10 protein-coding genes and 1 pseudogene are annotated in these 14,777 nt (G+C 53.5%); 9 read left to right on the forward strand and 2 right to left on the reverse strand.

Translation table 11 applies throughout. From position 1 onward, the window contains the following. A pseudogene (locus tag ACLD11_RS05105) lies at positions 1–205 on the forward strand (IS4 family transposase); the annotation flags it as partial. On the opposite strand, the gene ACLD11_RS05110 reads toward ACLD11_RS05105, so the two are convergent. Continuing rightward, positions 190–624, reverse strand: coding sequence for a DUF4751 family protein (locus tag ACLD11_RS05110; RefSeq protein ID WP_411014627.1), 435 nt, complete (start codon positions 622–624; stop codon positions 190–192). The pseudogene ACLD11_RS05105 and the gene ACLD11_RS05110 overlap by 16 nt on opposite strands. A gap of 718 nt (positions 625–1,342) precedes the next feature. Here ACLD11_RS05110 and ACLD11_RS05115 point away from each other — a divergent pair. The 4 genes from ACLD11_RS05115 to rluA all read left to right on the forward strand — a co-directional run bounded on the left by ACLD11_RS05115 (position 1,343) and on the right by rluA (position 8,109). After that, the gene (locus ACLD11_RS05115; protein WP_000877512.1) at positions 1,343–1,963 is read left to right on the forward strand and encodes a YdcF family protein; all 621 of its coding nucleotides are present in this window, start codon (positions 1,343–1,345) and stop codon (positions 1,961–1,963) included. 43 nt (positions 1,964–2,006) lie between these two features. Then, on the forward strand, positions 2,007–4,358 hold the full coding sequence (gene polB, locus ACLD11_RS05120; protein ID WP_411014628.1) for a DNA polymerase II: 2,352 nt from the start codon (positions 2,007–2,009) through the stop codon (positions 4,356–4,358). 173 nt (positions 4,359–4,531) lie between these two features. Continuing rightward, a complete protein-coding gene (rapA, locus tag ACLD11_RS05125) occupies positions 4,532–7,438 on the forward strand; it encodes an RNA polymerase-associated protein RapA (RefSeq protein WP_411012269.1) in 2,907 nt (968 codons plus the stop codon). A gap of 11 nt (positions 7,439–7,449) precedes the next feature. Continuing rightward, a complete protein-coding gene (rluA, locus tag ACLD11_RS05130) occupies positions 7,450–8,109 on the forward strand; it encodes a bifunctional tRNA pseudouridine(32) synthase/23S rRNA pseudouridine(746) synthase RluA (RefSeq protein WP_411012270.1) in 660 nt (219 codons plus the stop codon). 93 nt (positions 8,110–8,202) lie between these two features. Here the strand turns inward: rluA and djlA are convergent, their stop codons facing one another. After that, entirely contained in the window at positions 8,203–9,015 is an 813-nt protein-coding gene (gene djlA, locus ACLD11_RS05135) for a co-chaperone DjlA (protein ID WP_001200595.1), read from the reverse strand. A gap of 253 nt (positions 9,016–9,268) precedes the next feature. On the opposite strand from djlA, the gene lptD reads away from it, so the two are divergent. The 4 genes from lptD to rsmA are packed head-to-tail and all read left to right on the forward strand — an operon-like array spanning position 9,269 to position 14,776. Further along, positions 9,269–11,629: an LPS assembly protein LptD gene (gene lptD, locus ACLD11_RS05140; protein ID WP_411014629.1), complete on the forward strand. Its 2,361-nt coding sequence runs from the start codon at positions 9,269–9,271 to the stop codon at positions 11,627–11,629. Positions 11,630–11,682: 53 nt separating this feature from the next. Then, a complete protein-coding gene (surA, locus tag ACLD11_RS05145; protein WP_411012272.1) occupies positions 11,683–12,969 on the forward strand; it encodes a peptidylprolyl isomerase SurA in 1,287 nt (428 codons plus the stop codon). Continuing rightward, positions 12,969–13,958 carry a 4-hydroxythreonine-4-phosphate dehydrogenase PdxA gene (gene pdxA / locus ACLD11_RS05150; protein WP_411012273.1) on the forward strand — a complete coding sequence of 330 codons (990 nt, stop codon included), beginning with the start codon at positions 12,969–12,971 and terminating at the stop codon, positions 13,956–13,958. The genes surA and pdxA overlap by 1 nt, the downstream gene beginning before the upstream one ends. Continuing rightward, positions 13,955–14,776, forward strand: coding sequence for a 16S rRNA (adenine(1518)-N(6)/adenine(1519)-N(6))-dimethyltransferase RsmA (gene rsmA / locus ACLD11_RS05155; protein ID WP_001065397.1), 822 nt, complete (start codon positions 13,955–13,957; stop codon positions 14,774–14,776). The genes pdxA and rsmA overlap by 4 nt, the downstream gene beginning before the upstream one ends. Position 14,777: the final 1 nt, after the last annotated feature.

Genomic DNA, 14,777 nt, shown 5'->3' on the forward strand with positions numbered 1-14,777 from the left:
ATCCTGTAGTCTGGTGATGCGTATGCTGATGACATTACAGGGAGCATCACCGGGTCGGATCCCTGAGTTGATGCGGGGTCTGGAAAATATGGGGCAGATGGTGAAACTGCCGGGAAGAAGAGAAAGGTCCTTCCCGCGAGTGGTAAAGGAAAGACCCTGGAAGTACCCAAAAGCGGATAAAAAAGCCAGTCAGTTGCTTAACTGACTGGCATTAGTCCCATTGGGGGCGCGTTGATGAATCTGGTCGGTGATATATTCAGCAAATGCGCTTTGATAGACGTAATTATCAGAACTCACATATTCAATAATGTTATCATAATGTCCCTGCAACACTTTTCCTTCCAGCGCATGGAAGAAAATATAATCTTCGATTGTTGACTGCCAGCGTTGCCCATTTAACAGATAGTTAATAATGGTATCCCGATGTCCGTTTTTTCTGTCGTGTCCTTGCCAGTGAAAAAAAGCATTGCCGTTTTCAATAATTTCGGTACGCCAAATCTGATCTGTCCATGTTTTATACTCAAAAAATCGACTCACGGTTTTTATGGAAGGGTTAGCGCGTTGAGTATTGACGAAAAGATAATGGTCGTTCCCTACCAGACACGCCTGCATATTCACATTCATAAAAGATAATTCCCGAATACCACAAATTTTGATAAAAACACCCGCACCTGAAAGTTAAAATAAAATTATATTCTAAAATAAAAATTAAATTATACAGAGAGTTCCCGACGAATTCGCACTGTAATCCATTTTTATTTAACCATAGCGGCCAATTGAAATATTATATTTCTACCTGGCGGTGCGGATGTTTCAAATGAAATTCTTACACTTTTCATTAATTAAAACAAACAAAAAATATCGCTTTTTTGTTAATCCGAGAAATAAGTAACAGATTCGAATAAGCACTATTCTGAAAAATACCGAATGTATGGAAACAGACTTGACACAAAACAGTCAACCTATGGATAAAAATTGTAAATAAACATGATTCAAAATTAGCAGTTATAGGATAATTATATCAGCTGTCTACACCAGCATCATTATACCCTTCATACTTCAAGTTGCTTATGTGTTGGCTACGGATTACTCGGCCCATCCATGGGCCTCGCCCTGACGGGCCGTCGCACGCGACGTTCAAATCTGCTCCCGGCAGATTTGTCGCTCACCCCAGTCACATCGTTATCTATGCTCCTGGGGACTTACTCCCTTGCCGCCTTTAAGCAACTCGAATTATTTTGGGTATATATTGATAAATAGACGTCAGCAAAAATATCTGACGTTAAAAGTCCTTTTATCGTTAAAATATCCATTACACCCGTCACGGGGAACGCACTCATTCATGAAATATCGCTACATCATCAGAATCGCGGCAGGCATAATTCTCATTATGGCCACGGTGTTTATCCATAACGCTATCGCTATTTATCAGTTCAGTCAGCAAAACCAGACGCGCGTAGCTGACTGCGCGATTGTCGCAGGAGCAGGCGTTAGCGGAAAAACGCCTTCTCCCGTTTTTCAGGCCAGACTGGATCATGCCATCTGGCTTTACCAACAACACATTGTCCGCGCGTTGGTATTAACCGGCGGCTACGGCGCTGGCGCAACGGTTTCCGACGCGGCGATAGCCCGTCAATACGTTCTGGAAAAAGGCATTCCGGCTAAGGCGATTTTTATTGAAGAGCGCTCTACCGTGACGCGCGAAAATATTCGTTACGCAAAACAGATACTGCGACAACAACAATGGCGCACAGCGTTACTGGTCAGCGATCCGCTGCATATGCTGCGTCTGAAAACTATCGCTCAGGATAATGGTATCGATAGCCGCTCATCACCCACGCGATCCACCCGCTATAAATCCTGGTGGGCGCAAACCCGCTTCTTACTGCGAGAAACTTTTTATTACAGCGGATATCGACTTTTACGTTATATGCCTGTACAAAATAACAGTATTACCCCCTAAAACAGGTTATCATTAGCGTGAATTTTTTAGACAGGTAATCATCGTGGCGCAGGCAGGTTTCATTTTAACCCGGCACTGGCGGGATACGCCGCAAGGAACGGAGGTCTCTTTCTGGCTGGCGACAGACAACGGCCCTGTGCAGGCGACGCTGGCGCCGCAAGAGTCCGTGGCGTTTATTCCGACCAGCCAGACCTCCCGCGCCGCCTCGCTGCTACAGGCGGAAAAAGACTATCGCCTGACGCCGCTCCAACTGCGAGACTTTCATCGTCAGCCGGTATCCGGTCTGTATTGCCGCACTCACCGCCAGCTTATGCGGATGGAGAAACTGCTGCGCGAAAACGGCGTCACCGTTTATGAAGCGGATGTACGCCCGCCGGAACGTTACCTGATGGAGCGTTTTATTACGTCACCCGTTTGGGTAGACGGCGAGATGCGCAACGGCGTTATCCGCAATGCGCGTCTTAAACCCCACCCCGACTATCGACCGCCGCTAAAATGGGTCTCGCTGGATATCGAAACCACACGACACGGCGAACTGTATTGCATTGGTCTGGAAGGCTGCGGCCAGCGTACCGTTTATATGCTGGGCCCGGCGAATGGCGATGACCGCCAACTGGACTTCGAGCTTGTGTATGTCGCCAGCCGCCCGCAGCTGCTGGAAAAACTCAACGCCTGGTTTGCCGAGCATGATCCTGACGTCATCATCGGCTGGAACATAGTGCAGTTCGACCTGCGTATGCTGCAAAAACATGCCGAACGCTACCGTATCCCTTTACGGCTGGGGCGAGACCATAGCGAACTGGAGTGGCGCGAACATGGCTTCAAAAACGGCGTTTTTTTCGCCCAGGCCAGAGGGCGAGTCATTATCGATGGTATCGACGCGCTTAAATCCGCGTTCTGGAATTTTTCGTCTTTTTCGCTGGAAGCCGTCTCGCAGGAACTGCTCGGCGAAGGAAAATCCATTGATAATCCCTGGGATCGTATGGATGAGATCGATCGCCGCTTTGCCCAGGATAAACCCGCCCTCGCCACCTACAACCTGAAAGACTGCGAGCTGGTCACGCGCATTTTCCATAAAACCGAGATCATGCCGTTTTTGCTGGAACGCGCGACGATCAACGGCCTGCCGGTCGATCGCCACGGCGGTTCGGTCGCCGCATTCGGGCATCTTTACTTTCCGCGAATGCACCGCGCCGGCTATGTCGCGCCCAATCTCGGCGAAGTGCCGCCGCTGGCAAGTCCCGGCGGCTACGTAATGGATTCACAACCCGGATTATACGATTCAGTACTGGTGCTGGATTATAAAAGCCTGTACCCGTCGATTATCCGCACATTTTTGATTGATCCCGTCGGGCTGGTCGAAGGCATGGCGCAGCCGGATCCGGAACACAGTACCGAAGGTTTCCTTGACGCCTGGTTTTCACGAGAAAAGCACTGCCTGCCGGAAATTGTTAGCCAAATCTGGCACGGGCGCGATGAAGCCAAACGTCAGGGTAATAAACCGCTCTCGCAGGCGCTTAAAATCATTATGAACGCCTTTTATGGCGTACTCGGCACCACGGCCTGTCGCTTTTTCGATCCCCGTCTGGCGTCGTCAATCACCATGCGCGGCCATGCGATTATGCGCCAGACCAAAGCGCTGATTGAGGCGCAGGGTTATAACGTAATTTATGGCGATACCGATTCCACTTTCGTCTGGCTCCGGCGCGCGCATTCAGAAGCCGACGCGGCGGAAATCGGGCACAGGCTGGTACGTCACGTGAACGAATGGTGGGCGCAGACGTTACAACAGCAAAATTTGACCAGCGCGCTGGAGCTGGAGTTTGAAACCCACTTTTGCCGTTTTCTGATGCCGACCATCCGCGGCGCGGATACTGGCAGTAAAAAACGCTACGCGGGCCTGATTCAGGAAGGCGACAGCCAGCGCATGGTATTTAAAGGTCTGGAAACGGTGCGGACCGACTGGACGCCGCTGGCGCAGCGCTTTCAACAGGAGCTGTATCTGCGCGTTTTTCGCAATGAACCTTATCAAGACTATGTGCGCGAGACTATTGATAAACTGATGGCGGGCGAACTGGACGCGCAGTTGGTTTATCGTAAGCGTCTGCGTCGCCCTTTACATGAGTACCAACGTAACGTCCCGCCGCACGTACGCGCCGCCCGGCTGGCGGATGAACAAAACCTGAAGCGGGGTCGTCCGGCACAGTATCAGAATCGCGGCGCCATAAAATATGTCTGGACTGTTAACGGCCCCGAACCCGTGGATTACCAGCAGTCGCCGCTGGATTACGAACACTATCTTACCCGCCAGCTACAACCCGTGGCGGAAGGAATTCTTCCCTTCGTTGAAGATAATTTTGCTACACTACTGACCGGGCAACTGGGGTTATTTTGACGCGTGACGAAAGCGCCGCCTTCCAGTACCATAGCGCCCTTTCCATTCCTGGACCTAATTAACGCCACTACCACATTAGCCTGGTAGCGGGGTCGTATACTTGCAATTATCCAGCGTTGTCGCCTGGGTATGACGAGTAATGCCTGCAATTAAAGATATAGAGCCGAACACATATGCCTTTTACACTTGGTCAACGCTGGATCAGCGATACAGAAAGCGAGCTGGGACTTGGAACCGTTGTTGCGATGGATGCGCGAACCGTCACCTTACTTTTCCCGTCCACGGGGGAAAACCGCCTGTATGCGCGCAGTGATTCTCCCGTAACCCGCGTCATGTTCAACCCTGGCGATACGATTACAAGCCATGAAGGCTGGCAGCTACATATTGATGAAGTAAAAGAAGAAAATGGCCTGCTTGCCTATGTCGGCACCCGACTGGATACCGAAGAGACCAATGTGACGTTGCGCGAAGTTCTGCTCGACAGCAAGTTGGTTTTCAGTAAGCCCCAGGATCGCCTGTTCGCCGGTCAAATCGATCGAATGGATCGGTTCGCGCTGCGCTATCGCGCCCGTAAATTTCAGAGCGAGCAGTACCGGATGCCATACAGCGGTCTGCGCGGTCAGCGGACCAACCTGATCCCGCATCAGCTTAATATCGCTCATGATGTGGGTCGTCGCCATGCGCCGCGCGTACTGCTGGCGGATGAAGTGGGCTTAGGTAAGACCATTGAAGCCGGGATGATTCTGCATCAACAGTTATTATCCGGCGCGGCGGAACGCGTATTGATCATCGTTCCGGAAACCCTGCAACACCAGTGGCTGGTAGAAATGTTGCGCCGTTTCAACCTGCGCTTCGCGCTGTTCGATGACGAACGCTATACCGAAGCGCAGCACGACGCGTATAACCCGTTTGAAACCGAACAACTGGTGATCTGCTCGCTGGATTTCGCCCGCCGTAATAAGCAGCGCCTGGAACATTTGTGCGATGCCGAGTGGGATTTGCTGGTGGTCGACGAAGCGCATCATCTGGTGTGGAGCACCGATGCGCCGAGCCGTGAATATATGGCCATCGAACAGTTAGCTGAACGCGTGCCGGGCGTGCTGCTGCTGACCGCCACGCCAGAACAACTGGGGATGGAAAGCCATTTCGCCCGTCTGCGCCTGCTCGATCCGAACCGTTTCCACGATTTCGAACAGTTTGTCGAAGAACAGAAAAACTACCGCCCTGTCGCCGATGCGGTGGCCATGCTGCTGGCGGGCAATAAACTCAGCAACGACGAACTGAACAGGCTGGGCGATCTGATCGGCGAACAGGATATTGAACCGCTGTTGCAGGCCGCTAATAGCGATCGCGACGACGCGCAGGCTGCCCGTGATGAGCTGGTGTCGATGCTGATGGATCGCCACGGCACCAGCCGCGTTCTGTTCCGCAACACCCGTAACGGCGTCAAGGGGTTCCCGAAACGTGAACTGCATACGGTAAAACTGCCGCTGCCGACCCAGTATCAGACCGCCATTAAGGTCTCCGGCATTATGGGCGCGCGTAAAAGCGCGGAAGATCGCGCCCGCGATATGCTCTATCCGGAACAAATTTATCAGGAGTTCGAAGGCGATACCGGCACCTGGTGGAACTTCGACCCACGCGTTGAGTGGCTGATGGGTTATCTGACCAGCCATCGTTCGCAAAAAGTGCTGGTGATCTGCGCCAAAGCGACCACCGCGTTACAGCTGGAGCAGGTGCTGCGCGAACGCGAAGGCATCCGCGCCGCCGTGTTCCATGAGGGCATGTCGATTATCGAACGCGATCGCGCCGCCGCCTGGTTCGCCGAAGAAGATACCGGCGCGCAGGTGCTGTTATGTTCCGAAATCGGCTCCGAAGGACGTAACTTCCAGTTTGCCAGCAATCTGGTGATGTTCGACTTGCCGTTTAACCCGGATCTGCTGGAACAGCGTATTGGTCGTCTGGATCGTATCGGCCAGGCGCATGATATCCAGATCCACGTCCCATACCTGGAAAAAACCGCCCAGTCGGTGCTGGTTCGCTGGTATCACGAAGGGCTGGACGCCTTTGAGCACACCTGCCCGACCGGTCGCGCGATTTATGATTCAGCCTACGCCAGTCTGATTAACTATCTGGCCGCGCCTGAAGAAACCGACGGGTTTGACGATCTGATCAAATCCTGCCGCGAGCAACATGAAGCGCTAAAAGCCCAGTTAGAACAGGGCCGCGACCGCCTGCTGGAGATCCACTCCAACGGCGGAGAAAAAGCCCAACAGCTCGCACAAAGCATTGAAGAACAGGACGACGACACCAACCTGATCGCGTTCGCCATGAACCTGTTCGATATCGTCGGCATTAACCAGGACGATCGCGGCGACAATCTGATCGTGCTGACGCCGTCTGACCACATGTTGGTGCCGGATTTCCCCGGCCTGCCGGAAGACGGCTGTACTATCACGTTTGAACGTGACGTAGCCCTGTCTCGCGAAGATGCGCAGTTTATTACCTGGGAACATCCGCTCATCCGTAACGGACTGGATCTGATCCTCTCCGGCGATACCGGCAGCAGCACCATTTCGCTGTTGAAAAATAAAGCGCTGCCCGTCGGCACGCTGCTGGTCGAACTGGTTTACGTCGTGGAAGCGCAGGCGCCGAAACAGCTACAACTGAACCGCTTCCTGCCGCCGACGCCGGTACGTATGCTGTTAGATAAAAACGGCAACAATCTGGCCGCCCAGGTCGAGTTTGAAACCTTCAACCGTCAGCTCAGCGCCGTGAATCGCCACACCGGCAGCAAACTGGTTAACGCCGTGCAACAGGACGTCCACGCCATTTTGCAACTGGGCGAGACGCAGATTGAAAAGTCCGCCAGAACGCTGATTGATAACGCGCGTCGCGAGGCGGATGAAAAACTGTCCGGGGAACTGTCGCGTCTGGAAGCGCTGCGCGCCGTCAACCCGAACATTCGCGACGACGAACTTGCCGCTATCGACAGCAACCGTCAGCAGGTACTGGAAAGCCTGAATCAGGCAGGCTGGCGTCTGGACGCGCTGCGTCTTATCGTCGTCACGCACCAATAACGGAGCCGTACATGGGGATGGAAAACTACAATCCGCCGCAGGAACCCTGGCTGGTTATCCTGTATCAGGATGAGCACATTATGGTGGTCAATAAGCCCAGCGGCCTGTTGTCCGTGCCGGGGCGTCTGGAAGCGCACAAAGACAGCATTATGACGCGTATCCAGCGCGACTACCCGCAGGCAGAATCGGTGCATCGTCTGGATATGGCCACCAGCGGCGTGATTGTAGTGGCGCTGACCAAAGCCGCGGAACGGGAGCTAAAACGCCAGTTCCGCGAACGTGAGCCGAAAAAGCAGTATGTGGCGCGCGTATGGGGGCATCCCTCCCCGGCGGAAGGACTGGTTGACTTACCGCTCATCTGCGACTGGCCGAACCGGCCAAAGCAGAAAGTGTGTCATGAAACCGGCAAACCGGCGCAAACGGAATATAACGTGGTGGAGTTTGCGGCGGATAATACCGCCCGCGTGGTGCTCAAGCCGATCACCGGGCGTTCGCATCAGCTTCGTGTGCATATGCTGGCGTTAGGCCACCCGATTTTAGGCGATCGGTTTTACGCCTCGCCGGAAGCGTTGTCGCTGGCGCCGCGTTTGCAGTTACACGCCGAAATGCTGACCATTACCCATCCCGCTTACGGCACCAGCATGACGTTTAAAGTCCCGGCAGATTTTTAAATTCTGAGCCAATTTATGCCGGGCGCTTCGCTTGCCCGGCCTACATTCATTAACGTAGGCCGGATAAGGCGCTAGTCGCATCCGGCAATTCAATCACTTGAAGCCTTTCTGTTCTTTGATTAGCTCATACGCTTTCTGAATTTCCTGCGCTTTTTGCTTCGCCATTTCCATCATTTCCGGCGGTAAACCTTTCGCGACCAGTTTGTCCGGATGATGCTCGCTCATCAGTTTGCGATAAGCGCGTTTAATGGTGGTTGCATCATCGGTGGTTTTAACCCCCAGCACATTACAGGCATCTTCCAGCGTCGGGCCGCGCTGCGCCTGCTGCCAGCCGCCGCCGGACTGTTGATGATAACCGCCGCCAAACTGCGCGCCGCCCTGCATCATGCGCAGAAACTGATCGAACTGTACGCGGGAAATACCTAGCTCTTCCGCAATCACATACAGCACTTCCCGCTCATTAGGGTGCAGCGAGCCATCGGCAAACGCCGCCTGAATCTGAATTTCCAGAAACATCCGGATCAGATCAAAACGCCCGAAGCAGACGCTACGAAACTGCCGCATCTTTTCACGTAATGGGTAATTATCCGCTTTTCCGACCCGAAAGGCGTTCTGCGCGGCAGTACGTGAATCGCCGTGTAAATTCATGCGATCCATCAACTGACTGGCGATATGAATATCCGCTTCCGTCACCCGTCCTTTTGATTTGGTTAAGTGGCCCATCACTTCAAAGGTGGTGGCAAAAAACAGCGCCTGCCGTTCCCGCTGGTTGGCAAACCACGCCATTTTTCGGCTGCGGGCTTTGTCGAACATATGGCCCACCAGCAAACCCAGGACCACGCCCCAAAAGCCGCCGCCCATCATCAGGGCTACGGCGACGCCAATTATCTTTCCCCAGTACTGCATAGACTCCCCAAAACGTTACGCTATCGGTGAGGCTATCTCCCACAAAATAAGGTGCTTTTCTGCGAATGAAGGCTACGGTCAATTGTGGGACATCGCCTATAATTTGCATTATCATACCTGTCATTCAATGCCGTGCCTAACACCACAGACGCTAAACGGCAGGATTAACACTGGCGCAGCGAAGATGAGTAAGTTAGGCTGTGACCGTTTGTCACGCGCAACGCTACCGATGATGGAACAATAAATACAACGTATGAAAAAACGTATTCCCACTCTTCTGGCCACCATGATCGCCAGCGCCCTTTATAGTCATCAGGGGCTGGCAGCCGATCTTGCCTCACAGTGTATGTTGGGCGTGCCGAGCTACGATCGTCCTCTGGTAAAAGGCGATACCAACGATCTGCCGGTGACTATCAATGCCGATAACGCTAAAGGTAACTACCCGGACGATGCCGTTTTTACCGGCAACGTGGACATTATGCAGGGGAATAGCCGCCTGCAAGCGGATGAAGTGCAGCTTCATCAGAAGCAGGCGGAAGGTCAACCGGAACCTGTACGCACCGTCGATGCGCTGGGTAATGTGCATTATGATGACAATCAGGTCATCCTTAAAGGGCCAAAGGGCTGGGCGAACCTGAACACCAAAGACACGAACGTCTGGGAAGGCGATTACCAGATGGTGGGCCGTCAGGGGCGCGGTAAAGCCGATCTCATGAAGCAGCGCGGCGAAAACCGCTATACCATTCTGGAAAACGGCAGCTTTACCTCCTGTCTGCCTGGCTCCGATACCTGGAGCGTGGTGGGGAGTGAAGTCATCCATGACCGCGAAGAACAGGTTGCGGAGATCTGGAACGCCCGGTTTAAAGTAGGTCCGGTTCCGATCTTTTATAGCCCCTATTTACAGCTACCGGTCGGTGACAAACGTCGCTCAGGTTTCCTGATCCCGAACGCGAAATACACGACCAAGAACTATTTCGAGTTCTACTTACCGTATTACTGGAACATCGCGCCCAATATGGACGCCACCATCACCCCGCACTATATGCACCGCCGCGGCAATATTATGTGGGAGAACGAATTCCGTTATCTCACGCAGGCAGGCGCCGGGTTGATGGAATTAGATTATCTGCCTTCTGATAAAGTCTACGAGGACGATCACCCCAAAGAGGGCGATAAGCACCGCTGGTTATTCTACTGGCAGCACTCAGGCGTGATGGATCAGGTGTGGCGTTTTAACGTCGATTACACCAAAGTCAGCGACTCCAGCTACTTTAACGATTTCGACAGTAAGTACGGTTCCAGTACCGACGGCTACGCAACGCAGAAATTCAGCGTCGGCTACGCCGTACAAAACTTTGACGCTACGGTGTCGACCAAACAATTCCAGGTGTTTAACGATCAGAACACCAGCAGCTACTCTGCGGAGCCGCAGTTAGACGTTAACTACTACCATAACGATCTCGGGCCGTTTGATACCCGGATTTACGGCCAGGCGGTACATTTCGTCAACACCAAAGACAATATGCCGGAAGCGACCCGCGTCCACCTGGAGCCAACCATCAATTTGCCGCTCTCCAACCGCTGGGGCAGCCTGAACACCGAAGCGAAGCTGATGGCAACGCACTATCAGCAAACGAATCTGGACAGCTATAACAGCGATCCAAACAATAAAAATAAGCTGGAAGATTCGGTTAACCGCGTCATGCCGCAGTTTAAAGTCGACGGTAAGCTCATCTTCGAACGCGATATGGCGATGCTGGCGCCGGGGTATACCCAGACGCTGGAACCACGCGTGCAGTACCTGTATGTGCCGTACCGCGACCAGAGCGGCATCTATAACTACGATTCTTCTTTGCTGCAATCCGACTATAACGGCCTGTTCCGCGACCGCACTTATGGCGGTCTCGACCGTATTGCTTCCGCCAACCAGGTCACGACCGGCGTCACAACACGCATTTATGATGATGCCGCCGTTGAACGTTTTAACGTTTCTGTTGGTCAAATCTACTATTTCACGGAGTCTCGCACCGGCGACGACAACATTAAATGGGAGAATGACGACAAAACCGGTTCGCTGGTTTGGGCAGGCGACACTTACTGGCGTATTTCAGAACGCTGGGGGCTGCGTAGCGGAGTGCAGTACGATACCCGTCTGGATAGCGTCGCTACCAGCAGCAGCAGCCTCGAATACCGTCGGGATCAGAATCGTCTGGTACAGTTGAACTACCGCTATGCCAGCCCGGAATATATTCAGGCTACGTTGCCTTCGTATTATTCCACGGCAGAGCAGTATAAAAACGGCATCAACCAGGTGGGCGCGGTGGCAAGTTGGCCGATTGCCGATCGCTGGTCGATTGTCGGCGCGTACTACTTCGATACCAATTCGAGCAAACCTGCAGACCAGATGCTCGGCTTGCAGTACAACTCTTGCTGCTATGCGATCCGCGTCGGATACGAACGTAAGCTGAACGGTTGGGATAACGATAAACAACACGCGATTTATGATAACGCGATTGGCTTCAACATTGAGCTGCGCGGTTTGAGCTCTAACTACGGCCTCGGCACGCAAGAAATGTTGCGTTCGAACATTCTGCCGTACCAAAGCTCTATGTAATCTGATTGATTTACAACGTAATCCGCATTGCGGTTAATTGAAATGGAAAAAGTATGAAGAACTGGAAAACGCTGCTTCTCGGTATCGCCATGATCGCGAATACCAGTTTCGCTGCCCCCCAGGTAGTCGATAAAGTCGCAGCCGTCGTCAATAATGGCGTCGTGCTGGAAAGCGACGTTGATGGCTTAATGCAATCAGTCAAACTCAACGCGGGTCAGGCAGGTCAGCAGCTTCCGGACGACGCCACGCTGCGTCACCAGATCCTGGAACGTTTGATTATGGATCAAATTATCCTGCAGATGGGTCAGAAGATGGGGGTGAAGATCACGGATGAGCAGTTGGATCAGGCCATCGCCAACATCGCCAAACAAAACAATATGACGATGGATCAGATGCGCAGCCGTCTGGCTTACGATGGGCTGAACTATTCAACCTACCGTAACCAGATTCGTAAAGAGATGATTATCTCTGAAGTGCGCAACAATGAGGTTCGTCGCCGTATCACCGTTTTGCCGCAAGAAGTTGACGCGCTGGCAAAACAGATTGGCACCCAAAACGACGCCAGCACCGAGCTGAACCTGAGCCATATCCTGATTGCTCTGCCGGAAAACCCAACCTCCGGGCAGGTTAACGACGCGCAGCGCCAGGCGGAAAGCATTGTTGAAGAAGCGCGTAACGGCGCAGATTTCGGCAAACTGGCGATTACCTACTCTGCCGACCAGCAGGCGCTAAAAGGCGGTCAGATGGGCTGGGGCCGTATCCAGGAGCTGCCGGGGATTTTCGCCCAGGCGCTGAGCACCGCGAAGAAAGGCGACATTGTCGGCCCGATTCGCTCCGGCGTCGGCTTCCACATTCTGAAAGTAAACGACCTGCGCGGTCAGAGCCAGAATATCTCCGTGACCGAAGTTCACGCTCGTCACATTCTGCTTAAGCCGTCGCCGATCATGACCGATCAGCAGGCGCGCCTGAAGCTGGAAGAAATCGCGGCTGACATTAAGAGTGGTAAAACCACATTTGCCGCTGCGGCGAAAGAGTACTCTCAGGACCCGGGCTCCGCTAACCAAGGCGGTGATTTGGGTTGGGCTACGCCAGATATTTTCGATCCGGCGTTCCGCGACGCGCTGACGAAGCTGCATAAAGGCCAAATAAGCGCGCCGGTACACTCCTCTTTCGGCTGGCATCTGATCGAATTGCTGGATACGCGTAAGGTAGACAAAACCGATGCGGCGCAGAAAGATCGCGCTTATCGTATGCTGATGAACCGTAAATTCTCAGAAGAAGCGGCGACCTGGATGCAAGAACAGCGCGCCAGCGCTTACGTTAAGATTTTGAGTAACTAATGAGCAGTGCGCAACGCGTTGTTATCACTCCCGGCGAACCCGCCGGGATTGGCCCCGATCTTGTTATCCAACTGGCGCAACGCGCGTGGCCGATTGAACTGGTCGTCTGTGCGGACGGCGCGCTCCTGACGGAGCGGGCCGCCATGCTCGGCCTGCCTCTCTCGCTTCTCCCCTACTCGCCTGATGTCCCCGCTGCGCCGCAGCCCGCGGGAACGCTGACCCTATTGCCGGTCTCGCTGCGCGCGCCTGCCATCCCCGGTCAGTTGACGGTAGAAAATGGCCCCTATGTGGTAGAGACGCTGGCGCGAGCGTGTGATGGCTGTCTGAACGGTGAATTTGCCGCGCTGATCACAGGCCCCGTGCACAAAGGCGTTATTAACGACGCAGGCATTCCGTTTACCGGTCATACCGAGTTTTTCGAAGAACGTTCGCAGGCGAAAAAAGTCGTGATGATGCTGGCAACCGAAGAACTTCGCGTGGCGCTGGCGACCACGCATCTGCCGCTACGGGCGATTGCAGACGCCATCACCCCTGCGCTTTTGCACGAAGTGATTGCTATTTTGCATCACGATTTGCGGACCAAATTTGGTATTGCCGAACCGCGCATTCTTGTCTGTGGCCTGAATCCGCACGCGGGCGAAGGCGGTCATATGGGCACGGAAGAGATAGACACCATCATTCCGGTGCTCGACGAGCTGCGGGCGCAGGGAATGAAACTCAACGGGCCGCTACCTGCTGATACCCTGTTTCAGCCCAAATATCTCGATAATGCCGACGCGGTGCTGGCGATGTATCACGATCAGGGCCTGCCCGTGCTAAAATACCAGGGATTCGGTCGGGGAGTGAATATTACGCTCGGCCTACCTTTTATTCGAACCTCCGTTGACCACGGCACCGCGCTTGAACTGGCGGGCCGTGGAAAAGCGGATGTCGGCAGTTTTATTACGGCGCTTAATCTCGCCATCAAAATGATTGTTAATACCCAATGAATAATCGAGTCCATCAGGGCCATTTAGCCCGTAAACGCTTCGGGCAAAACTTTCTCAACGATCGGTTTGTGATCGACAGTATTGTTTCTGCTATTAATCCGCAAAAAGGCCAGGCGATGGTTGAAATCGGCCCCGGTCTGGCGGCGCTGACGGAGCCGGTCGGCGAACGACTGGATAAGCTCACGGTCATTGAACTTGACCGCGATCTGGCGGCGCGTTTGCAAACCCATCCGTTCTTAGGGCCGAAGCTGACTATTTATCAGCAGGACGCCATGACCATGAACTTTGGCGAACTGTCTGCGCAGTTGGGCCAACCGCTGCGTGTGTTCGGCAATCTACCCTATAATATCTCCACCCCGCTGATGTTCCATCTCTTTAGCTATACTGATGCCATTGCCGACATGCACTTTATGTTGCAAAAAGAAGTGGTAAATCGTCTGGTTGCAGGGCCGAACAGCAAAGCGTATGGTCGTTTAAGCGTGATGGCGCAATATTACTGTCAGGTGATCCCGGTGCTTGAAGTGCCGCCATCCGCCTTCACGCCGCCGCCCAAAGTGGACTCCGCCGTGGTGCGTCTGGTTCCACACGCAACAATGCCTTACCCGGTTAAAGATATTCGCGTGTTGAGCCGTATTACCACCGAGGCCTTTAACCAGCGCCGTAAAACGATCCGTAACAGTCTCGGCAACCTTTTTAGCGTTGAGACGTTGACGGAAATGGGTATTGACCCGGCAATGCGCGCGGAAAATATCTCTGTCGCGCAGTACTGCCAGATGGCCAATTATCTGTCGGAAAACGCGCCTTTGAAGGAGAGTTAAA

The sequence above is a fragment of the Salmonella sp. 741265116_PST genome, from assembly GCF_046567715.1.
GTDB classification, from domain to species: Bacteria; Pseudomonadota; Gammaproteobacteria; order Enterobacterales; family Enterobacteriaceae; genus Salmonella; species Salmonella enterica.